Raw genomic sequence first — 24,023 nt, 5'->3', positions numbered from 1 at the left:
TATGAAAAAGAGGATTGCTTATATCAGCTTGTACTTTTTTACGGTCTTACTGATATTTATTCTACAGAAACCATTATTCATGCTCTATAATGGTTCCATTGAAAAAGGATTCGGGTTTGCCGATTATATGCAGGTAATGGTTCATGGCGCCAGTCTTGATGCTGCTACGGCGGGATATCTTACTGCATTTCCATTCTTGTTGGTACTGATAAGTATTTGGTTTAGGAAATTCCCTTTGAAAAAAATACTTTACGGGTATTATATTTTGGCTGCCGCGCTTATTTCTATCATTTTTGTGGTAGATATGGCATTATACACATTCTGGGGATTTAAACTGGACGCATCTGTTTTTCTTTATATCGATTCACCGAAGGAAGCTTTGGCGAGTGTTTCCGTCGGATTTATCTTGCTGAGGGTTCTTGCCATCTTGTTACTCATAGCCCTGAATAGTTGGGTCTTGCTGAAAATCACGCCTTCCGTTTTGACCGCCACCCGGAAACGGATAGCGGGAACTGCGGGAATGCTGTTATTAGGAGGTGTGCTTTTCATCATTATACGTGGTGGTGTAACGGAATCCACTTCTAATATAGGGCAAGTATATTTCAGCAACGAACCTTTCTTGAATCATTCGGCGGTCAATCCCGATTTCAGTTTGTTGTCTTCTATGGGTAAATCCCAGGATTTTGCATCAGAGTTCAATTTCTTTGATGAAGAGAAGCGGGCTGCATTGTTTGACGGACTTTATCCTACAACAGATGGGGATAGTATTATTCAAGTCCTGAATACCAAGCGTCCCAATATTCTTATTATTTTGATGGAAGGTTTTGGAGGTGCTTTTGTAGAACCTTTAGGCGGTCTTCCTGATGTGACACCCCACTTTAACCGTCTGTCAAAGGAAGGGATCTTTTTTACAAACTGTTATGCCAATAGTTTCCGTACCGACCGTGGAACAGTCTGTACTTTCAGCGGTTACCTTGGATTGCCTACGGCATCGGTAATGAAAATTCCTGCCAAGAGCCGTACGCTGCCTGCTATAGCTGAAGGATTGTCCAAGGCGGGTTATAAAACAGATTTCCTGTATGGAGGTGATATCAACTTTACCAATATGAAGAGTTATCTGCTGAGTACCGGTTATCAGCGTCTTACAGCCAATACAGATTTTTCATTGGCCGAACAGACCAGTAATGCCTGGGGAGTGAATGATGATATTACTTTTGAATATTTATATAATCAGTTAAGAAACCGGAAGGAAGAAGGGCCTTGGCATACTGCGTTTCTGACACTTAGCAGTCATGAACCTTTCGAAGTTCCTTATCACCGGCTGGAAGATAAAATTCCCAATGCCTTTGCTTATACAGATGAATGTCTGGGTAAGTTTATTGACCGGTTGAAGCAGACTCCCGCATGGAAAGATCTTTTAGTTATCTGCCTTCCCGATCATGGTTTCTATTACCCGCGTGAGGGGTCTAATGCGATGCCTCGTTTTTATCATATTCCCTTGTTATGGTTAGGTGGAGCGGTAAAACAGCCTATGCAGGTGGACAAGATTATGAATCAGACCGATTTGGCAGCCACTTTGTTGGGGCAGCTTGGGCTGGAACATACTGCATTTACGTTTAGCCGTAATGTATTGGGAAGTGATTATAAGTATCCTTTTGCCTTTTATAGTTTCAATAATGGGTTCTCATTCAGAGACAGTACAGGGGTGACGGTGTTTGATAATAATTCCGGCAGTATTCTTTTTGATGAGCCTGAAGCTGACGAATCCCGTCTGGATAAGGGTAAGGCGATATTGCAAACCGTTTATGATGATTTAGGGAACAGATAGTAAAACTTGGACGCGGACTATATGAATCAGTATGGAATTCATATAGTCCGCGTCCCAATCGGTGCAGAATCTGCCGGATATAACTATTTCCGTTTCTCGTTGAACTTGTACATGATTACCGTATTGCGTAAGTCGCAACTTCTGTAATCTGTATGGAAGACCTCTTCCAGCTGATACTTTGCATTGTAATTCTTTAAAAACTCCTCTTGTGCATTTGCAGAAAGTATGACATACCCTTCTTGCGGATTTTCCAGTGTGAAATTCCGCATTTGGTTATTCATATAATAATTTGTACAATAAAACCGTATCATTCTGTCTGTATATGAATAAACGACTCCTTCAGGCACCTGTTTTCTGATATCCTCTGCCAGATGCTTATCGGATTTTACAGCTAGTATTGTTGGCTGATATACCCCGTCTAAAGCGACAAACAGGCAAAGAACACAACCGGTGATTCCATAGAGGAGTGACCCCGTACTACTTTTTTTGATAACCAGCCTTAATGTACAGATGGCAGCCACTACCGGCAATACTATAATCAGCCATTTGGAAATAGAAAAGGACGTGCTTTCCAAAGCTTGCATAAACGCTATGTTTTCGGCAGCATGACGTCCGTTGCCCCATATGCTGTCCGGTATCATCTGACAGCGTACAGCAAAAAACACCGCGGTGAGTAACAAACAGAGCGAGGCGAAGATATAAGCCGATATTTTGAACACTTTCGCCCCTTTTTGCATTAACGCCTCCAGATACTGGGCAATCAGTACAGCCATAAATGGATAGATAGGCAACAAATAGACGCTGCGTTTGCTTTTAGGAATACAATAGAAGACAAAAATAGCGATAATCACTATCCAGATAAACAGCTGTATGGGGGATTGTGAGCGGATGTTATCCCAAACCTTCCTGATGCGTCCGGTGAAAGAGTTTCCTGCGGGCAGCAGGTGCATTTCATTCCATTTCAGTCCGAATAGTGAGATAAGCAAGACCAATGTCCAAGGTGTCCACCCCCATATAATGGTCAGGAAGTTATACCATAAAGGGTTGTGATGCGACGGGTATGACATTTTGCCGACAAAGCGTCCGGTGTTTTCCTCCAGCATCAGGTCCATAAACGGCTGTCCTCCCTGTAGCCAGGCCGCATAAAACCAGATTCCCAATGGAATAAGGGAAAGCAGCCCGATTCCGAATAAGGAAAGGAAAGTCTTGCCGAATGAGCGTCCCCGTATCAGCTGGTAAATACCGATACACATACAGGGGAATATAGAACCCACAGGTCCTTTGGTCAGCGTGCCGCATGCCATCAGCACGACAGCCGTCCAAGGTATTCCCTTGCAGCCTTTTTCGTCCCAGCGAAATAGTAAGCAAAGTGAGATGACGATGAAGGAAACCTGTAGCATATCCAGCCTGCAAGCCACCGCCGCCCGGTGCACTTCGAATGAAGTGAGCAGTAAAAGGGAGGTAATGACTGCTGTCTTTGTATCCTTATAGCGGGCTACGAATCCGAAAAACACGAACTGCATAGCTAGAAAAGCGATAGCGGACGGCAGACGGGACGAGAATTCGCTCACCCCTCCGAAAATGGCGGAAATAGCTGCAATAGACCAATACAGGAAAGGAGGTTTATAGGCGATGTCTGTTCCGTAGTTCAAAGGCAATATCCAGTTGCCGCTTTCCAACATCGAGTATGCCACAATTGCTTCGCGCGGTTCCCCTTTAGAGTAAAAAATAGTTTCTCCCAAAAAGGGGATTATTACAAGTGTGCTTAGTAAGGCTATGAACCAAAATGCTTTTTTCTTGTCTGACATATATTTTTCGGTCTTTTATATTTACTGTCGCAAAAGTACGAATAATTCTTTAGTAATACCTAACTTTGCATTTTAAATCAATGAAAATGAATAAACTGAAACAGATACCCGAGTTCCTGCGATTTGTAATGGTAGGCCTTTTTGCTACAGGGCTGCACTATGGCATTTATTTTGTCTTGCAAAAATTCATTCAGGTCAATGTAGCCTATACCTTGGGATATGTGCTGAGTTTTGTTGCCAACTTTTATCTTACGGCTTATTTTACTTTCGGGCAGCCTCCTTCCTGGAAGAAAGCTTTTGGCTTCGGGGGGGCACATCTGACAAATTATCTGATACATATCGGATTGTTGAATCTCTTTCTGCGGTTGGGTTTTTCCCGTCCGTTGGCTCCCATCCCAGTGTTTCTCATTGCCATTCCGGTAAATTTTTTATTAGTGAGGTTTGTTTTCAAACAAAAGTAATATCTTTGAGGAGTCTTTATGATAGTGAAGAATGATATGAAGAAAGTGACTCTTTTGATTCCGGTATATAATGAGGAAGCGATGCTGCCCACTCTGTATCAACGTTTGATAGAGCTTGTCAACCGCAATGCCGTTTATGAGTGGGAAATCCTGTTTGTCAATGATGGCAGCAGCGACACTACGCTGGAATGCCTCCGCCGGCTGAGGCAGCAGGACAAGCGGGTGAATTATGTCAACCTTTCGCGTAACTTTGGTAAAGAGGTAGCCATGCTGGCGGGTTTTGATTACGCCACCGGCGATTGCTGCGTTGTGATGGATGCTGATTTGCAGGACCCTCCGGAACTGGTAGACCAGATGCTGGAATATTGGGAAGAAGGATATGATGACATTTATGCCAAACGGCGTACCCATGGCGAGGAAAGCTGGTTGCGTCGTCAGTTCTCTCTGGCTTTTTATGGTATACTTCAGCGGATGAGCCGTATTGATATTTTGCCCAATGTGGGCGATTTCAGACTTCTGGACCGTCGTTGTGTGCTCACGTTGCGTCGTCTGCGCGAATGCGAGCGTTATACAAAAGGATTGTTTTGCTGGATAGGCTATCAGAAGAAAAGCATTGAATTTGATCGCGGAGACAGGCTGATGGGCCATTCCTCCTGGAACTTTCTCAAGCTGTTGAATCTGGCTGTCGAAGGGATAACCTCTTTCTCTATCGCCCCTTTGCGTATTGCCACGGTATGCGGAGTGCTCTGTTCAATCTCCAGTTTTATTTATGCCATTTATTTTCTGATAAAGACCGTGCTTTATGGTGATGAAACGGCCGGCTTCCCCACTTTGATCATTGTCATGCTCTTTTTAGGTGGCATCCAGCTTTTCTCTTTGGGAATTATAGGAGAGTACGTGGGGCGCATTTTCAAGGAGACCAAAGGCCGTCCTACCTACATAGCCTCTGATTATAACGAGGAGAAGTTGGGGTATGACCGTTAAGGAAGGCAAGACGGTGAAACCCGTCCCACCTTATTGTCCGTTAGCTTTATTGACAGTCTTGTGCTCTTTTACCAGATACTCCGCACTCTGCAATGTGGAGAAACAGTATTTTTTCATCACGTAGAATGTACTGTCCTCCCCTGTTACAAGTTGCAAGGCATTTCCTTGCTTCTTATATTTGAATTCCTGCCGGTCATGTGGAGAATAAATATATAGGTGGGTTGTATCTGTAGCCGCTATCAAATTATCGGCGGAGAAATAGACATACGGGCGTTGTTCTGTTAACAAATTTATGCCGAAGTCGTTTTGGGTATAACTCATGTTCAGCAGTCCGAGTAAAGTCGGTGCCACATCAGTCTGGCCGCCTGGCTCTTGTCTGATTTCGGGCTTGATGCCTTTTCCGTAAATCATTAGTGGGACATGGTTGTAGGATTGTGGTATTTCACAGTCCGGACTTCCTACCAATTTCCCATGGTCACCCAGCAAAACAAAGATTGTATTTTCAAACCAGGGTTGTTTGCGTGCTTCTTGCATGAATTGCCGGATGGCCCAGTCCGCGTATTCCACAATCTGATCTTCAAGCTTTGTGCTGTGTGGTTTGAAATAGTTAGGTATCACATACGAGGGATGGTTGCTGATAGAAAGCAATACGGTAAAGAAAGGTTGTCTTTCTTCTGCTCTTTTGTTCAGAATGGGCAAGGCATATTGATATAGGAAATCGTCTTGTACACCAAAGCTGTTAACGACTTTATCCTTTGGGTAGTTTTCTTGTGCATATATTTCATCAAATCCGTTAGTGCGGAGAAAAGCGTTCATATTATCGTATTGTGATTCGTGCGTCATGAAGAACAGGTTCCGATAGCCATTATCCTTTAATACGGTGGGCAATCCCGAATAGACAGGTACCACTGCTCCTTTCATGGCATTCCGTTTCATAATGGCAGGGAAAGAGTAGAGGGTGGCATACATTCCGTGGTTGGTATGTATGCCCGCTGAATAAAAATGGTCAAAACTGAGAGATTCCAGATAAAGGCTGTCTAGGAAAGGAGTCAGTTTTTTGGTAGATCCGAAATGCTCCATCAAGTTGGCCGACATTGATTCCATGAAAATAAGAACAACATTCTTTTGTGTAGGGACGGCTGCGCATTTCACTTCACGTGCAATGGGGGAGATGCCTTCTATTCCTTTTCTTTGCAATATACTTTGCATATTGGTTATTGCCTCCTGTTCCGGCATCAGGTGAAGATAGCGGTTTTCCTTACGGTTATCATCCAGTGTGCTGGTAAGTAGATTAAAGACAGGATTAACCCCTAGCTGATTCAGGAATGGATCGGTGCAATAGTATGCTTGACTTACCCTGATGGGGTTATATCCCATGCGTCCCCGTATTCCGAATAGACAAAGTCCTATACAAACAGCACCGGCGGCGAATATACATAGGCGGTTTATCGGGCTGATGGAAGTAGATTTCGAATTGATGAGATGATAGAAATAAGAAGATAACCGTAGTACACTTCCTGACAGCAGAAGAATAGATATCAGTCCTAGAAAAATAGGGAAATAGAACGATGTCTCACCCAATACCATTCCGGCAGTAGTGGCTCCATATCCGAACCAATTGTAAATGGAAGAATTGATTGTCTTAAAAAAATAGGAGAAATAAGGGATGTTGGCTGCCGAAATAATGAACGACAGTGAATAAAATAGAATGAAAAAGATAGAGATAAATCTGAATACCCACTTGGAGTGATAGTTGCAGAGAGCGGTTATCCATAAAATGACTAATGGTAACAGCAATATGTAGCAAGCTATAACATTGTCAAACCATAGCCCTTTTATAAATGCAGTGGCTTGCATGAGAAAGTTGTTTTGTATATCGGGAGGAAACTGATAATCTATTGAGGTGAACAGGACAAGCCGGAACAGGAAGAAAAAAAGTAAAGCAACTATATGTATGATTAATAAGTAAAGTAAAGAAAGAGTAAACTGTTGGATAAGCTTAGCCTGATTCTTACATGCTGTTACAGATTGCTGCATGAGTGAACGGAGATATTTCATTTGTTTTAGTAAAGTTTTCATTTGTTTGAATCAATCCGGATGATTGACAACAAAGGTAAACAGAATTTTAGAAATATCAAAAGAGGGTATGCCAAAAGTAAAATTGGCTGCCAATTTGTTCACTTTAGGGGCAGACATGTGAGTCCGCCCGAAAATATGGGCAAGCAGTTTCCGTTTCTTATTCTATTTTCGGGAAGGAGTAAGGCGGTCTCTTTTCATAGTCAGAACAAAAGGACAGAATAGCCGTGCTATCCGGTTGAGGCGCTCCAGACGTCCGTCTTTCCGCGTTCCGTTTAATTTCTGCCGGAGGAGTTCCCATAATTGCAGTTTTACTTGCTCTGTTGTGCTTAGTTTGGCAATGCGGTTGTAAAGCATTCCCCTTCGTATGCACCGTTTGTATCTGCTCAGGTGGGTAAGGTGTTGTTCCATAATGCGTACTATCTCAATATCTTCGCTCTTACCCCCTCCGTTGTTTTCAGCTTTGACGGTAACTTTCTGGGTATGTTGTCTGAAGTAGTTCAGTACTTCATATCTTTCTATAATGTCTCCTTGCATTGCCATATAAAACCAGAACAGCCAGTCGCCGCTGTAGCGCATTTGCAGGCATTGTTCCATATTTTGGGCATTTACCATGCTTTTTCTGAAAATGGCCGAGCTTGCATTGGCTATGTAACCACGCCAGTAAAGGTTATGTTCGGCATAAGTTTTCCCATTGAACACGGCGTATGGAGGTATGGCAGATTTCCATTTGTTCATGTCGCAACTCAGCACATTACCGTCTTTGTCAATATACTTGGAACCGGCAAAGCATACGGCGGCTTGTTGGTATTTCTCCATTAAAGGAACTACTTTCTCTAAAAAAGTAAGCTCACACAAGTCATCGGCTTCGGCTATCCATATATATTTTCCTTTGGCTAATTGCATGCCTTTAAACCATTGTTTAAATGGATTTCCGGTGTTGTGCTCGTTTAATAGAATATGGCTCACTTTGGCATGGTTTTGATAGTCCGATAATACCTCTTCGCTACCGTCTGTTGAGGCATCATCAAGTAAAATCAGTTCGATATTCTGATAGGTCTGTTGCAGAATACTCTGAATTCGTAGATTGAGGTATCGTTTATAATTATAATTAGGTACCACTACACTGACCAAGGGAAGTGCATTCATGCTCTATTGTTAAGTTAGTTCCTTTTTAATTTTACAAATATAACGTTATATAGTTAAATAAACAAGTTGCTTCTTTGTTTTTTCTTTCAAGAAACAGGAATTGTGTTGAACTTTTAAAAAGAAACGATAATTAACATTTTAGTATGCAGTCTTTCTTGTACCTTTGCATTATACACTACATAGCATTTGCTGTATTAAACTAAAAATTAAATTAGACATTAGACTATTGTTTAAATTCAATTAGTATGAGAAAGAAAATTCTTTTTATTATTCCGTACATTCCTTATCCGCTGGATTCGGGCGGTAATCAAGCTTTCTTTAATATGGTGGAGTATTTGCGTCATAAGATGTCCGTATCTGTATTGCTTTATCCTGAAACGGAGAAGCGTATGCAAGATGTAGAGTCATTGAAGAAAATTTGGGATAATGTGGATTTCTTTATTTATACTCCTAAACCTCAAACTGTCAGATTACCCAGAATTAAACATCCTTTTTATTATAAATGGCTGCAAAAGATACATGCGTCTGTAACCCGTAAAATGAACCGGCAACAGATATGGACGGATGAAACGGGCGAAGTTGTGGATTTAGTACGGGGAAAGAGTACTTTGTTCAGCTCTTGTTTCCAGCCGCTAGACCAGGGGTATGTGGAGTATGTTTCTCAGGTGGCTCATTCAGGTTTTGATATTATTCAAGTAGAGTTTTATGAACTGTTGTCATTGGGATTCTTGTTGCCTGAAAATGTACAGACTATTTTTGTGCATCATGAACTCCGCTACATCCGTAATGAAAAGGAGATTGCTTTGTTCAGGGAACAGACTGCCGGTGACAGGATGTTGTTTCATATAGCAAAGGATTTTGAGCGCAGTGCATTATTGAAATATAAAGATGTTATTGTTCTGACTGAAGTAGACCGTAAAATTATGGAGGACTTCATAGGACGGAAAGACCATATCTACACTTCTCCGGCTGTGGTGCAAGTGGGTGACAGGCTGGAACAGCCTTTTGTTCCGGTCCAAAGCGGACGCCTGACTTTTGTGGGAAGTGAGGATCATTTTCCCAATCTGGATGCCGTGGCATGGTTCTGTCACGAAGTGATTCCGCATCTGCGTAAACGTCATTTTTCGTTTACATTGCAAGTAATTGGTAAATGGCGTGGAGAGTGTATCAATCGTTTGCAGTCCGAATACCCGGAATTGAAGCTGGTAGGCTATGTGGAAGATCTGGGCTCTTTTTTAAAAGGCAGTGTTGCTGTTGTTCCAATACGTATCGGTAGTGGTATGCGTATGAAAATATTAGATGCTGTATTGTCAAAAGTACCTTTTGTAACGACGGCAAAGGGTGTGGAAGGCATTGATTTTAAGGATGGTGAAGATTGCTTGATTGTTGATGACCCTGCCGGATTTGCAGAAGCTGTCATAGCCTTGTCAAGTAATCCGCAGTTGCAGAGACAGTTGGTTACCCATGCGGAAGACAGTTTGCGGCAAGTATATAACCCCGGACAGATGCAGGAAAGAAGGCTTGCCGTGTATGAACAAATATTAGGGGATAAAGTGGGGTAATCTTGGGTGATTATTTCTTTTTTGTTACCTTTGCGGCATTATATATAATTGATAATTATGCTGAAACAGTTCTTTAGTTTGTTGAAGCGGTATATTCTTCCATACCGCAAATATTTGACATGGGCATTGATACTGAACTTTCTGTCGCAATGGCTTAATGTGTTTTCGTTCATGGCGATTGTGCCAATTTTGAACATTCTGTTCAAAATTGATACCAAGTCTTATGAGTACATTCCTATGGATATTCATAATTTGGATAAGGATGTACTCATAAATAATGCCTATTACTTTGTGAGCAATTTTGTGGCGACAAATGGTGCGTTCTATACACTTGCCATGATGGGAGGAATACTTATCTTTATGACTATGTTGAAAACTGCCGGTTATTTTGCTTCTGCGGCTGTCATGGTACCTTTGCGTACAGGTATTGTCCGGGATATCCGTATTCAGGTTTATAATAAAGTGTTAAGTCTTCCTTTGAGTTTTTTCTCAGAAGAACGTAAAGGAGATATCATAGCCCGTATGAGTGCGGATGTTACGGTGGTGGAGAACTCGTTGACCAGTTCCATCGATATGCTTATCCGTAATCCTATCGCTCTTTTGGTTTGTTTTGTCACTCTGTTTTCGGTAAGTTGGCAAATGACGCTTTTTGTTATCTTTATTTTACCTCTGACAGGTTGGATAATGGGGGTTGTCAGCCGGAAGCTGAAAAGACAGTCCTCTACAGCACAGGCGCAATGGGGAGATATTATGTCCCAATTGGATGAAACATTAGGAGGTTTAAGGGTTATCAAAGCGTTTATAGCCGAAAGCAAAATGTCTGCCCGGTTCTCTAAAACAAACAATGACTTCCGCGATGCAATGAACGAGATGATTATCCGGCAAAGTTCAGCCCACCCCATGAGTGAGTTTTTAGGCACTTGTGTGATTGTGACCGTGCTGTTGTTTGGCGGTGCTTTAATCTTAAATACAAACTATGCTCCGATGGATGCGGCTACTTTCATATTTTATCTGATTATCCTTTATAGTATCATCAATCCTTTGAAAGAATTTTCAAGAGCATTTTATAATATTCCGCAGGGATTGGCCAGTATGGAGCGAATTGATATGATATTGAAAGCGGAAAATCATATCGTAGAGCCGGAGCAGCCTTTGCCATTGGACGCTTTCACAGATAAGTTAGAGTTTAAAAATGTAAGTTTCAGCTATGTAGAAGGGCGTCCGGTCTTGAACCATATCAATCTGACTGTTCCTAAAGGAAAAACGATTGCACTGGTGGGCCAGTCCGGTTCCGGAAAGTCTACTTTAGTGGACTTGGTACCGCGTTATCACGATGTATCGGAGGGTGCATTGCTGATTGACGGCAAGAATGTGAAAGATGTATCCATCCACAGTTTACGTTCTCTGATTGGTAATGTAAATCAGGAAGCTATTCTGTTTAATGACACTTTCTATAACAATATTACTTTTGGTGTAGAGAATGCCACTATGGAGCAAGTAATAGAAGCTGCCAAGATAGCGAATGCACATGATTTCATTATGGAAACGGAAAAAGGATATGACACGATGATTGGTGATCGTGGAGGGCGTTTGTCCGGTGGTCAGCGTCAGCGTGTCAGTATAGCCCGTGCAATTTTGAAAAATCCTCCTATCCTTATATTAGATGAGGCTACTTCGGCTCTTGACACAGAGTCCGAGCGTTTGGTTCAGGAAGCGTTGGAGCGTTTGATGAAATCGCGTACTACTATCGCTATCGCACATAGATTGAGTACCATTAAGAATGCCGATGAAATTTGTGTACTTTATGAAGGCGATATCGTAGAAAGAGGAACTCACGATGAACTGATAGCCTTAAATGGATATTACAAGAAGTTGAACGATATGCAGTCTTTGTAAAGTGGAGCAAATAAAGAAATTGGCAATTGTTATTCCCGCCTACAAGGGGCGTTTCCTTAAGGAAACGCTCGACTCAATTGCAGTTCAGGCCCATAAAGATGAGTTCGTGTTATATATAGGTGATGATGCAAGTCCTGAAAGATTGGATAAGATTGTGGAATCTTATCAGAATAAGGTAAATCTGGTGTATCATCGCTTTAGCGAAAATATGGGGGGCAAAGATTTGGTGGCCCATTGGGAGAGGTGTATCCAGCTGTCTGCAGAGCCGTTTATCTGGCTTTTCTCGGATGATGATTTGATGCCGGCTGATGGTGTGGAACGTGTCATGGAGGCTTTGTCGCGCCCACACCATCAGCGAGGATATTTCTTTCGTTTTCCATTAGCTGTCATTGATGGTGAAAACAAGCGGATACGTGCCAATCGTCCTTTGGAAGAAGGAAGTGTGTCTTGTTACCGGCTGCTGCTAGATAAGTTACAGGGAAAGATAGATTCGGCTGCCGTAGAGTACGTGTTCAGTCGGGAGATATGGCAGTCGGCAGGTGGTTTTGTTCATTTTCCTATGGCTTGGTGTTCGGATGATGCTACGTGGGCTGCTTTTGCCCGTCATGCGGGGGGTGTTATTTCTTTGCCGGGGCAGCCTGTATGTTGGAGGAATGTTGAAGGTGCAAACATCAGTAACTCTGCCGGTCATGACAAAGATAAATTGCACGCTACTATTCTTTTCTTGAGATGGATGAGGAATATGTTTTCCGATTATGTGGATGATCCGGAGCTGATTAGTGCATTGCAATGCTATATCCATACCATCCTTCGTATTTCATTGCATAAACATTATAATATATGTGGTTTGTGGGGGGTATCTATGGCTTTGGGAAGATTTAATAAAAGGGCGGCCTTTACTACGTTTTTCAGGAATTTTAGGTTGTTCTCTTAATTTCATTTATGCAGCCGCTTGCGATTTCTCAAGAGTGCCTGTATTTTCATAAAAAGTTTGGGTGCATATATGCCCTCACTTCATATTTCTGTCCTGTATGTATAGTCAGATGTATATCTTCCTGTCATATATTGTTTCACTTTTTTAAAGAAGGACATTGGGGAGTTTTTTCATCCGTAAGGAATTGTGTGGTTTTAAAATCAGATTCATCCTTAAAATATCTTATCCGCATCCCTAAACATTTCTTGCTGTATGGTTAAAGGGTTTTTTCCTGTTTGTTCTATCTCCGCAAGCCTTTGGAGTTAACTCCAAAGCTTATGGAGATAACTCCAAAGGCTATGGAGATAGAATACATCCATATAAAAAGGTTTAATCTGGAGATAGAAAAAGCTTATGCAATAGGACTGACTGCTATACATATTCATTCACTCCCTTATTATTGGAAAAATTTATAGATAGAGAGCCTGTATTATTGATTGTCTTTTTTTTCTGCAAAAATATCACAATTTCGCTTGCAAATTCAATATTTTTTTGTATATTACCGATCTAATTCTTATAATCTCTGTTTGAGATATCTTTGTTTATGGAATGAATACTAAAATAGTTTGGCGTTTAATTGTTTGGCATTTAGTGGAAAATGACATGATGGAATTATAAGATTGTTCATTGTGAAAATGAGAAAAGTATACTAACTTTAAATGTGATAATTATGAAAAAACGAATTAGTTTATTAAGCCTTTGTTTAGGTTTATTCATTGCTGCTTGTACAGACAGTAGTGGTTTTGAGGATTTACAGAATTTCTCGGAAAAAGAGGTTATGCCACGTGCGGCAGGTGACGGAATTTATGATGTGTTAGGTTATGGATATGATATAACATCAGACTACTTGGGAGAAGCTTCTGTTCGTCAACCGGTTTTAGATGTAGAAGCATTTATTAGAGATAATAAGGGACGTTTTGATAATCCTTTTATTGGAACTATAGAACAAAAAGTTACTGCTGGTGAGGATGCATGGTCTTTTCTTCAGCAAACAATAAGTAATACAAATTTTTCTGGTTCTGTAGCTGCAATGGGTAAGTCTGATACATCAAAAGGATTTTTCTCCGGGAGTATTACTACAGGATTTAAGTCTGATTCTAAATATTCATATTCTTCCAAATATTCTTTTGCGCGAGCGGAAGTTATAAAGAAACAGAGACAATATCTTTTATATACTAATGCTGAAACCTTATCACGGTATTTATCTTCAAATTTTATAGCGGATTTAAATAAATACTCAGCTGATGAGATAGTTAGAATGTATGGAACTCATGTACTGACTAAAATAACAGTGGGTGGTTCCTATAGGGCCTATTATAAATCTGTTATTGTAGAAGAAGCCAATCGCACAGAGAAAATGAAGACTGTAACAGCTGGTGCTAAATATAATATGAAAAAGGTGGGGCTCGATGCAAATGGAAGTTGGAATACTACAACTATTACTGAAACGAATAAGAAAAATTCTAATTGGACGTGTGATATTAAATGTCTAGGAGGAACAACTTCTGGTACTACTATAACTTTGTCTCCTAATCAGGGACCTACGACTACTATCAATTTAGGTGCATGGACACAATCAGTTGATGATACTCATTCCCGTTTGGTTGATGTTGATTGGAATGCTACTTATCCTATTTATGATTTAGTTTCAGATCCTGCAAAAAAAGTAGCATTAAAAAATGCAGTAGAAAAATACATTGATAGTTTTAAACTGGAGATATTGGAATTGTTGCCTTTATATAATTATTATAGCTCCAAACATATAAATAGTAGTTATTTTACAGAGTGGAAAGGAACGCATTTTAATACGGATGATTATCAAGGTGTAACATGCTATCTCTGTGCGAGTCAAGTGGAGGGAACTGTTCCTTTATATGAATATTATAGTGCAAAATATATAAATCAAAGTTTAAGTTCTGTATGGAGAGGTAATCAGAGTAATACAGATGTATACCAAAGAATAACAGGTTATATTTATAAATCGCAGGTTTTAGGAACAGTACCTTTATATGAATATTATAGTGCAAAACATATAAATCATAGTTATTCTGTTCAATGGAAAGGACTTCATTTTAATACGGATGATTTTCAAAAAATTGTAGGATATGTATTTCCTTTTGAAGATTGATTCATGTTGGAGATAAAAAATATCAATATTCTTTTTCTTATAAAATAGCTTCTAGCACAGGTATGTGATATGAACAATGCTTATTAAAACTTGATTTATTAACTTTTTAAAATGTACTGTTATGAGGAAAATAAATTTGTGTTATTTTTTATTTGTAGGAGTGCTGGTTTCTTGTACAAATACTTATGACGTTTGTGAAATGCAAAGGAATGAAACAGAAGATATGAGTTCCCGTATGGCAGGAGATGGTGTCTATGATGTACTGGGGTTTGGATATGATATAACAGAGGATTATTTAGGGGAGAACTCTACTCGTTTACAAGTTATTGATGTCAAAGCATTAATAAGAGATAATGGTGATCGGTTTTATAATCCTTTCATTGGAACCATAGACCAAAAAATTGTTGCAGGTGAAGATGCCCAATCTTTTCTTCAGAATGTGATAACTGATTCAAATTTTAAGGGATCTGTAGCAGCCATGGATATTAAAAAAGATGCTGAAGGATTCTTTTCTGGCACTCTTTCCGCTGGATTTAAGTCTGCCTCTAAATATTCATATTCTTCTAAATATTCTTTTGCTAAAGCAGAAGTGACAAAGAAACAAAGAAAATATTTTGTAGATGCAGATGTTGAGCTTTTATCTCGATATTTATCTTCTAACTTTGTGTCTGATTTAGGTAAATACTCAGCAGATCAAATTGTTGCAAAATATGGGACCCATGTACTTACTAATATTACAGTAGGAGGTTCTTATATAGCTTATTATAAATCGGCTATTATAGAAGAAAATACAGGTACAGAGAAAAAACAGACAGTAAGTGCTGGGGCGAAATATAATATGTCTAAAGTCGGTCTTGATTTTGATGGGACTTGGAGCACAACTACAATAACCGAGGCTAATAAAAAGAATTCAGATTGGACATGTACTATTCAATGTGTAGGAGGCACTACTTCTGGTACTACTATAACTTTGTCTCCTAATCAAGGTCCCACGACTACTATCAATATAGGTGCATGGTCACAATCTGTAGACGATACTCATTCGCGGTTGGTTGATGTTGATTGGAATGCTACTTATCCTATTTATGATTTGGTTTCAGACCCAGTAAAGAAGGCTGATTTAAAGCTAGCAGTAGAGAAATATATAAATAGTAAAAAAATATCAGTTATTAAGTTGGTTACATTATATCAATTATATTGGCCTAAGGGTGTAAATTGTCACTGGTGTACTTCTTGGTCAGAAGTTCTTCGGTATAAGAATGAAGGGCATGAATATTCCGGTGTTTTTGGGTATATATGTGCTGAAGAGGAACCTGGTACTCTGCCTCTTTATAGAATGTATTGGTCTAAAGGGAGGAATTCACATTATATTACTTCATGGGCTGAAGTACGTAAATTCCAAAATGAAGGTCATGAATACCAAGGTATAGTTGGCTATATTTATACATGGAATGAAGTTAATACTATTCCTGTTTATAGTTTATATTATCCTAAAGGTCGAGATAGTCATTATTTAACAGATAAGGCAGAAGTAGATCGATTTATAAGGGAGAGAGGTGATCAGTATGGTGGTATTTTAGGATATGTTTATCCATAAATATTGTCGGTTTTAAAAAGATATAGGTAGATTTTTTTTCTTGTTCAAATAATAGTGTTCGCTCGAGATCCAAAGAAAGCGAATACTATTATTTGTAAAGGGATATTCAGTAAATGTCTCTAAAAAATAAGATGGCATATGAAGATGATAGGGCATGACCATTTCATATGCCATTCTTATTGTCATTTTTCCGTGCTTTCTCACATACTTCTATCCGACAGGACATGACGTTCCGGAAGAAGTCTGATGACCTCTTCTGATTCTGTGAGTAAAATCATATCATGCTGCTTTAGCTGTTTTGTTTCTGATTTTTTCTATTATCAGTATGGCATTTGCCGTATGTATTCCAAAGAAAATCCACAGTATTTCCGTCTTCCTGTTTCTGGCCTTTATCCTTGAGAGCGAGTAATGTTGCTTTTGAGTGCCGAAGCTTCCTTCAAGCCGTGTTGCCCTTTCTTTTGAGAGTTCGCTTCTAAGCACCTTCCTCAAAGGCTCATCTTTGGCCGCCCTTCCCTTGCGCACAAAGGATGTGGATATCCCATATTTTGTACAGAACTTTCTGTTGGCATTATTGGCATATATGGAATCGGCAGCCACACATCTTACCCTTACATTCATAAGCTTCTGCTGCATACGGATACAGTCCTTCAAGCGTATACCCTCATTGAATGCCTTGAACGAGAGGTGTTCGATGAACGATATGCCGTCTATCTGTATATTATTGACCTTTGCACCGAACTCGACGGACTTGGTTTCCTTGCCTCTGACGATGGGACGTACATAATGACGGTCAATGCTGACGATGCGGTCACTGACTTTCCGCCCTTCAAACATTTCCTTTTCTTGTACAAGCACCTTTCTGATGATGGAAAGACGCTTATGATAATCCTGGGTATATCGGAGTAAAGCACCGTACTCGCTATGGATCCCATCCCTTTGACTGAGGAGCTTTTCAAGAAGCTTGATCATACGGCGCTTAAGCATTCTTGTCCTTGAAGCTCTCCTCTTTCTTTTCTTGCAGTAGGACAGATAGGATTCCGCCACATTCCTGTATTTGTTGCGCGGACGCCTTATGCCCAGCTCCCTGCAATGCCGGCATATATGCCTGTAGAGCCATTCGAGGCTTTCCCAAAGGAGTTTCATGTCCGTAGGAAAACGCATGTGGCTTTCATAGCATGTGGCATCGGTCATGCATACGTGAAGGTTATCAAGATAAGGTTTCCAGTGTGAAGCCAGGAGCTCCTGGAAAGAATCAATGTCAAGGCGGGATGCTATCTCATTACGGATGGCACTGACTATCTTGAAGTTGGTTATGGGAAGGGACGGGGGAATCATAATTCCACAGAAAATCTGGTAGTGTATGTTCCCGTTCAGATGTTCCACCAGTTGCCTGTCGGAGAATCCGGTGTATGCCTTCAGGACCATAAGGGCGATCTTTGCGGAAGGACTGAATCTGTTCCTGCGTCCCAGGCGCCGGTCCGACAGGCCGGCGGCTTTTGCCATACATTCAAACGGAAAGACCGAATGAAGCTTGCCAAGCTCACTCTCATTAAAACTCTTGCGGTATTTTTCCAGAATATCAAATTCTGTAAAACCCAAAGTAGGGTGAATTTCTGAAATATTCACTATCTTTGCCATATCTTATTAGTTTGGATATTTCCCCCGTTTTGGCCGTCAAACCTTATTTTCGGGGGAATACCTAAAGATACAAAAAAGCCAACTAATTCGCAATACTTTGTGTATGAATTAGTTGGCTGATTTTGTAATATTTAATGAATGTCCCTGTAAAATAGTTTTGTTTATTGTAATCTGTTTCATTGGTATATTTCTTGAATAGGAATGGCTAGCATTACCGGTTTATTAAATTCTTCCCACAAGAATATATTATAATTTAGTGATTTGGGAATTTTCTCTTATTTTTTTAAGGTTTACATATTTCTTTGGTTTAAGGCCTAATATATATGGCAGTAAATGAATGAATCTATAGATACGTGTACTTATTTTCTTTTGTTTCGCTGAATCATCGTATGGAGTCAGCCTTTGGTAATGGAAAAATAGATGCCGCAAAGGATGCATAGCATGGTATGCCCACGGTTTACGTCCACTATAGTGTAAGATGATTGGATGTAAAATGGCATCTGTGTATGATGGTTTCCACGCAGGGGATGTATATCTGTTATTTCTATAGAAGTCGTCTTGAACATTCCACTTTATATCTATTAGTACCTTTTGGTCGTATAATAGAGCATTTAATATGTCTTGATCATTTAGAATAATGCGATCGGGATATTGTTGATAATATTTTATACATTGTTGCTCGATATTATGTTTGCGCCAATATGCTAAGTTTAATAGTAAAACACCTCCGTTTATGTAGTTGTATGAGGGAGCATATTGTAATCTTTCAAAGTAACTAGGATTAGGGCTGACAGTATCTTGTACCCCTGCTAGTGCTAATTGGTTTAGATTGGTATCCCATAATTCTTTTAAGGATCCTAAAACAAGTGTATCACTATCTAGATAAATCACTCGTGAGATTGTAGAAGGTAATATCGAAGCCAACACACATCGATAGAAGACAACCATGGAAAGACGTTGTTTTTGCCACTTAACTTCATAATTTTGAAGTTTTTCATGTGGAATATAGTAAAAAGCTATGGAAGTTCCATATTTTTCTGCTACTTGTGACAAAGTAAGAACATCTTCTTTGGGTAGATGCCCTGATACAATATGTAGCATGATATCTTTAGGATCATTATTTTCTAATATTGAAACTATTGTGACTGCGCAATAACGAACAAATTTGGAATCTATAGTAAGTGCAATATGCATCATTAGCTTATGAGTTTATATTTTTAAAGAAATTAGGAATCGTTACATCCGGAATAATGAATCCGTCTTTGCGAAGTGCTTCAAAATAAGCACTGCCGATAACACGTTCATATTCAGCCTCTAGTTTTCCTTCTTTATGTAACTGATAGAAGTAGCGCCAGTGGCGACCTCCGTGTCTGCCCTTGTGTTGCTCCAGTTGCTTGCCGCCATTTATCATCTTTTCCATAAACTGCTGCTTGCCGCGTATATTGTAATGATATACATGGATATGGCTGTCGGCAGAGTTTTGTGGGAACATGGTTACTTTATGGTTTCCCATTGAAATTTGCAGGTAACCGGCAGTCCGGTGAATGACTTTTTTGTTCTGACGCTCAAACAGTGAATAGAGTGACAAGTCATATTTTTCAGGTTCGGTTACCGCTTTTACAGTCTTATCCCATTGCCAAAAGGGTTTTTCTTCTTCAGGATAGACACTTCTCATTTCACAATTCAGCACATTGGCATTGGTGGCATATAATTCATCTTTCAAATTGCCGGTAGGGGCATACCATAATTCGTCGGCATCGGCATTGATAATCCAGTCGGCCTTATAAATGGTTTTGGCTTTCCAAATCATACGGTCTACCCAGTCCTTTTGTTCATAGTTGGTAGCCTTTTCTTCTATCACTTCTTTAATCCACCCTTTTTGTTTGTATTTACGGATAATGTCCGGAGTTGAGTCTGTGGAGTTATTATCAGTAATGATAAACCCGTCCACTCCCATCGCTTTATGGAACTGTAAATTCTCTTCCAGCATCCCTTCTTCGTTTTTTACCAGCAATGTCATGAATAATTTGACTTCTTTCGTTTGTTTAAAAGCCAAAGGAAATTCGGATATAACGTGCCCTATTTTGGATAGTAATAAATTGCTCATAAATAACCAATGATTATTGATTTCTACCTGTCATATTAGAGATAATTAATACTATTGTCAAAAGAATTTGTTTTATTCTGAACTCATTATAATAGATAACGTAATCCTTAGTTTTCTCATAATATTCTGATATTTAATTATATAACAAATTTACTCTTTTTCTGTAAATATAGTATATAAATGCTAGTTTATTATGAAACATTAACTGGTAAGGGCGTTACCGTTTTTTAACTCATAATTCCAAGTTTTTCATGTATTCCGTCGCAATAGGCTTTCCATAATCGGGGTATATCTTTCCATTGATAGGCTTTTGCAAACGGACTGGTGAACAACGCGATGAAAATATATCCCATTACTCCGTTGAAGCCGCGAAGATATTTCACTGCTATGTTGCGTCCGTAGTGATGGTTTAAATAAGTTGAATTACGGATCTGATAAAAGCGTTTCCACTTTTTCTTCTTGCTTCGCTCATTCCATGTGTCGTTGGAGAAGAATTTCTCTTTATCCATCAGGGCATCAGGTATATAGAGTATTTTGTACCCTGCCCGTATGGTGCGGAGGCAGTAATCTGTATCATCACAGAAAATGAAAAGGTCTTTATTGGGAAGACCTATCTTCTCAACGACTTCGCGGCGGATGAACGGACCTTCGAAAGCTGTTCCCGTAATTTCTGTCGGTGAGGTGATGTGCCGTCCTGCCAGTTTCTTGCTGTACATGGATACAAAAGGATTGCTCAGGTTGTATGCCTGGAAGTCATGGGTGAATATTTCTCCTTCGAGCAACCTGCGAGGGGCCAGTATGCCGATATCTTTCTTGCCGGTATACGGCAAGAGTTGTTCCAGACAGTCGGCCCGCGGAAATACATCGTCATCCATGCACCAAATCCAGTCGGCACCCGCCTGATAAGCGTATTGTATGCCTGTATAGAATCCTCCTGCACCGCCCACATTGGTCTGATTGATTACTGTCAGCCCTTCCTGTGCGGCAAGCCATTCCGTTGTACCGTCCGTGCTTCCGTTATTTACTATTACAATGGAAGATATCGGCTTGTTTTGTTGCAGACAACGAATATTTCTTTTCAGAAGTTCCATTCGGTTGTAGGTTACAACTACGGCTATAATGTTCATGATGCATTTAGTTTTTAGTAAAGGTTATCTATTTTTCCCGGCTGTACGCTTCTATAGGCTCTCATGAGCTCAAAGCATTTTTCCACATCAAAGTTCCGTGCCTTGGCGTATTCTTCTGCCATCCATCGGTGCATTTGTGGAGTTGCCGGCAGGCGTTCAAAGTTTTTGCAGCCGGTCTTCATATCTATGGGGCCGATGTACATCCGGTTCAAATCGACAATTTCTATTGTTATGCCATTGGGAGTTTTCTGAAACAGGATGTTGGCACGTCCGTAGTCTTTGTGGGCGTATCCGTGTTCGTGAAGACGGGCGGTCACTTTGCCTATGGCGCGGAATACTTCCTCGGCGTAGTCGAATTGCTGTGTGAACAGGTTGTCGTAAATGTAGGGGCAGGTGGAGAGGAGGCTGATATAATAACTTTTATCGAACAGCAGCCCTGAACGTATATTCATATATCCCACCGGTTGCGGAGTGCCTACACCTATTTTCAGCAGCATTTCTGCATGGTCGTAAGAGCGTTTTGCCTTGGATGGACGAAATATGCCATATACAAACCGGTTGATAAGGTGGGGGCTGTGAAAGGATTTGATAACATATTCTTTGCCATTGTATTCCATTTTCCGCAATTCATTGCGCCCTTGGTGAATAACAGTACCTTCATTCCTTTGGAAACGTTCGGGAATGGATACTATAAATTCTTCCAGATTTTTGAAATCAGGGTGAATCACTAAGGTGCGGGGATGAAACAAACGCTCTGTCTTGCTCATATCATTATAATAGTGTTAAATTTTGTCTAGTCCTTTGGTATATTTCAACCAGTAATATTTTAAAGGATTCTTGTATTTCAGTTGTTTCCACGGACGGCTGCTATGGGGCCTGTGCCATACGGGCAACGTGGTGAACAGGTAGTTTTGGAAACCTCGTTTCAGTGACTCGTGCGAGATGGTCACATCATACCAGTTCTTGCTTGGGTCTAATGTCTGAAAGTCAAATGCTTTCAGCAGTCCGGGGGTGAGTAGTGAACAGCAGAAGCTGCAATGCTTTTTTTCCGGGTACACTTGATTCTCGTGTCCCTTGGCGTGTAGGTAGGGGTAATTGATTACGCCTTTTTCATCGGTTGTCACAGCTGCTGCAATTCCGCATTGTTTCTGTTGCAATGCTCCATTGTATAGTGATTGCAATGTGTTTTTTTTGACAATAACATCCGATTCCACAATCAGTAATCCTGCATCTGCTTCGATGGCTTCTTTTTGTGCTGTTTGTAACACCAGTAGATAGTTGGGAGAGGGGTGGTCGGTCAGGTCTGATAAGTTGACCAGACGAAAATTCCATTGACGGGCGGCCTCTTCCAGCCGATGGGTATTTTCTTCCGTGCTGAAATCGTTATAGACAGTATAAGTGAAAGGAACCAAAATATCCGATTCCATGATTGCTTTTACGGTTTCAAGCGTGGAGTCAATCGAATCTTTTACGGGTGTTATGATATGAAGGCACTTCATTGGTTTGTTATCTATGTTGTTTGTCAATTTAGGAATATCATGCAAATTTAGCGGAAAACCTTGGGGAGTCCAAGGATTTCCTTTTATTTAAATGTCTTTTTGCATAAGGCGAGGGCGGCGGCTACGGTATCGTCCATGTCGGCGTATGCGTATTGTGCCAGACGGCCTCCGAATAAAACGTCTTTCCGCCCAGAGGCCAGTTTTTTATATTGGCTCATCATTTCGGTGTTCCGCTTGTCGTTTATCGGATAGTAAGGTTCTTTGCCCGGCGCGAAATCATCGGGATATTCATACGTGATTACAGTGGTGGGCTGTGTGCCGAATTCAAAGTGCTTGTGCTCAATGATTCGGGTATAGGGTACCTCACGTTCTGTATAATTGACTACTGCGTTGCCTTGGAAATCTTCTGTTTCCAGCTGTTTATGTTCAAAGCGCAGGCTTCTGTATTCCAGATGTCCGCATTGGTAATCGAAGAACTGGTCTATGCATCCGGTGAACAGGATATTGTCTGCCAATGCGTCCAGTTCATTGCGGTTGCTGAAATAATTGGTGTTGAGACGAACCTCGGTTCCTTCCAGTAACGCATCGATAAGGGCGTTGTATCCGCCTTTGGGGATTCCTTGGTAGCTGTCATTGAAATAGTTGTTGTCATAAATGAAACGGAAAGGAATACGTTTGATGATGAATGCCGGTAATTCTTTGGCGGAACGTCCCCATTGTTTCTCTGTATAACCTTTGATAAGGCGATGGTAAATGTCTTTTCCACATAGCTTTAATGCTTGCTCCTCCAGGTTGGCGGGGGTGGCGATATGGTCAAATTCTTTACGTTGCTCTTCTATCTTGGCCTTGGCTTCTGCCGGAGTCTTTACTCCCCACAGCTGATAAAAAGTGTTCATGTTGAAGGGAAGATTGTATAATTTCCCGTCAAAGTAAGCCAAAGGGGAGTTGGTGTATCGGTTGAATTCGACAAAGCTGTTTACATAGTCCCACACTTCTTTATTGTCGGTATGGAAGATATGTGCACCATATTTATGTACATGGATGCCCTCCATATCTTCACAGTAGATATTGCCTCCGCGATGATTGCGCTTGTCAATTACCAGGCAATGTTTACCTACTCGTTTTGCCTCGTGGGCAAAAACGGCGCCGAACAAACCGGCACCTACTATCAAATAATCATATTTTTCCAT

At 40.5% G+C, this 24,023-nt stretch carries 18 protein-coding genes; 8 read left to right on the top strand and 10 right to left on the bottom strand.

What is annotated here, in order from left to right:
* The first annotated feature begins 1 nt into the window (after position 1).
* Positions 2-1,828, top strand: coding sequence for an LTA synthase family protein (locus AB5062_RS00340; protein ID WP_032938903.1), 1,827 nt, complete (start codon positions 2-4; stop codon positions 1,826-1,828).
* Positions 1,829-1,911: 83 nt separating this feature from the next.
* On the opposite strand, the gene AB5062_RS00335 is transcribed toward AB5062_RS00340, so the two are convergent.
* Positions 1,912-3,636, bottom strand: coding sequence for a glycosyltransferase family 39 protein (locus AB5062_RS00335; protein WP_016271748.1), 1,725 nt, complete (start codon positions 3,634-3,636; stop codon positions 1,912-1,914).
* An 86-nt stretch (positions 3,637-3,722) separates the two neighbouring features.
* Between AB5062_RS00335 and AB5062_RS00330 the strand changes: the two genes are divergently transcribed.
* Positions 3,723-4,097, top strand: coding sequence for a GtrA family protein (locus AB5062_RS00330; protein ID WP_005850093.1), 375 nt, complete (start codon positions 3,723-3,725; stop codon positions 4,095-4,097).
* A 36-nt stretch (positions 4,098-4,133) separates the two neighbouring features.
* Positions 4,134-5,081, top strand: coding sequence for a glycosyltransferase family 2 protein (locus tag AB5062_RS00325; protein WP_368326888.1), 948 nt, complete (start codon positions 4,134-4,136; stop codon positions 5,079-5,081).
* 30 nt (positions 5,082-5,111) lie between these two features.
* Here AB5062_RS00325 and AB5062_RS00320 read toward each other — a convergent pair whose 3' ends face one another.
* Together AB5062_RS00320 and AB5062_RS00315 are read right to left on the bottom strand one after the other, a co-directional pair.
* Positions 5,112-7,139 carry an LTA synthase family protein gene (locus AB5062_RS00320; protein ID WP_117697294.1) on the bottom strand — a complete coding sequence of 676 codons (2,028 nt, stop codon included), beginning with the start codon at positions 7,137-7,139 and terminating at the stop codon, positions 5,112-5,114.
* A 183-nt stretch (positions 7,140-7,322) separates the two neighbouring features.
* Positions 7,323-8,306 carry a glycosyltransferase family 2 protein gene (locus tag AB5062_RS00315; RefSeq protein ID WP_117597055.1) on the bottom strand — a complete coding sequence of 328 codons (984 nt, stop codon included), beginning with the start codon at positions 8,304-8,306 and terminating at the stop codon, positions 7,323-7,325.
* 245 nt (positions 8,307-8,551) lie between these two features.
* On the opposite strand from AB5062_RS00315, the gene AB5062_RS00310 reads away from it, so the two are divergent.
* The 5 genes from AB5062_RS00310 (at position 8,552) to AB5062_RS00290 (ending at position 16,462) form a co-directional block, all read left to right on the top strand.
* Complete coding sequence (locus tag AB5062_RS00310) at positions 8,552-9,868, top strand: glycosyltransferase (protein WP_117597057.1); 1,317 nt, start codon at positions 8,552-8,554, stop codon at positions 9,866-9,868.
* A 57-nt stretch (positions 9,869-9,925) separates the two neighbouring features.
* Positions 9,926-11,764 carry an ABC transporter ATP-binding protein gene (locus tag AB5062_RS00305; RefSeq protein WP_005844224.1) on the top strand — a complete coding sequence of 613 codons (1,839 nt, stop codon included), beginning with the start codon at positions 9,926-9,928 and terminating at the stop codon, positions 11,762-11,764.
* A gap of 1 nt (position 11,765) precedes the next feature.
* Entirely contained in the window at positions 11,766-12,698 is a 933-nt protein-coding gene (locus AB5062_RS00300; RefSeq protein ID WP_016271746.1) for a glycosyltransferase, read from the top strand.
* 709 nt (positions 12,699-13,407) lie between these two features.
* Positions 13,408-14,865 (top strand): MAC/perforin domain-containing protein, encoded by a 1,458-nt coding sequence (locus tag AB5062_RS00295; protein ID WP_005850105.1) that lies wholly within the window; start codon positions 13,408-13,410, stop codon positions 14,863-14,865.
* Positions 14,866-14,986: 121 nt separating this feature from the next.
* On the top strand, positions 14,987-16,462 hold the full coding sequence (locus AB5062_RS00290) for an MAC/perforin domain-containing protein (RefSeq protein WP_117597059.1): 1,476 nt from the start codon (positions 14,987-14,989) through the stop codon (positions 16,460-16,462).
* Between the two features lie 279 nt (positions 16,463-16,741).
* Here the strand turns inward: AB5062_RS00290 and AB5062_RS00285 are convergent, their stop codons facing one another.
* The 7 genes from AB5062_RS00285 to glf all read right to left on the bottom strand — a co-directional run bounded on the left by AB5062_RS00285 (position 16,742) and on the right by glf (position 24,023).
* The gene (locus AB5062_RS00285) at positions 16,742-18,100 is read right to left on the bottom strand and encodes a transposase (RefSeq protein WP_117870579.1); all 1,359 of its coding nucleotides are present in this window, start codon (positions 18,098-18,100) and stop codon (positions 16,742-16,744) included.
* Positions 18,101-18,346: 246 nt separating this feature from the next.
* Positions 18,347-19,297, bottom strand: coding sequence for a glycosyltransferase family 8 protein (locus tag AB5062_RS00280; protein WP_032933435.1), 951 nt, complete (start codon positions 19,295-19,297; stop codon positions 18,347-18,349).
* Between the two features lie 4 nt (positions 19,298-19,301).
* Positions 19,302-20,207: a glycosyltransferase family 2 protein gene (locus AB5062_RS00275; RefSeq protein WP_005850111.1), complete on the bottom strand. Its 906-nt coding sequence runs from the start codon at positions 20,205-20,207 to the stop codon at positions 19,302-19,304.
* A gap of 227 nt (positions 20,208-20,434) precedes the next feature.
* Entirely contained in the window at positions 20,435-21,334 is a 900-nt protein-coding gene (locus AB5062_RS00270) for a glycosyltransferase family 2 protein (RefSeq protein ID WP_005850113.1), read from the bottom strand.
* Between the two features lie 14 nt (positions 21,335-21,348).
* Positions 21,349-22,101 carry a lipopolysaccharide kinase InaA family protein gene (locus AB5062_RS00265; RefSeq protein WP_005844246.1) on the bottom strand — a complete coding sequence of 251 codons (753 nt, stop codon included), beginning with the start codon at positions 22,099-22,101 and terminating at the stop codon, positions 21,349-21,351.
* A gap of 15 nt (positions 22,102-22,116) precedes the next feature.
* Complete coding sequence (locus AB5062_RS00260; RefSeq protein ID WP_008666588.1) at positions 22,117-22,833, bottom strand: hypothetical protein; 717 nt, start codon at positions 22,831-22,833, stop codon at positions 22,117-22,119.
* An 83-nt stretch (positions 22,834-22,916) separates the two neighbouring features.
* Positions 22,917-24,023 (bottom strand): UDP-galactopyranose mutase, encoded by a 1,107-nt coding sequence (gene glf / locus AB5062_RS00255; RefSeq protein WP_057098706.1) that lies wholly within the window; start codon positions 24,021-24,023, stop codon positions 22,917-22,919.

The sequence above is a fragment of the Phocaeicola sp. RTP21359st1_B8_RTP21360_211022 genome (assembly GCF_040911965.1).
In the GTDB taxonomy this organism is placed as follows: domain Bacteria; phylum Bacteroidota; class Bacteroidia; order Bacteroidales; family Bacteroidaceae; genus Phocaeicola; species Phocaeicola vulgatus.
Note: the sequence above shows the minus strand (reverse complement) of the source record. Positions and strands in the feature narration are given on the sequence as shown.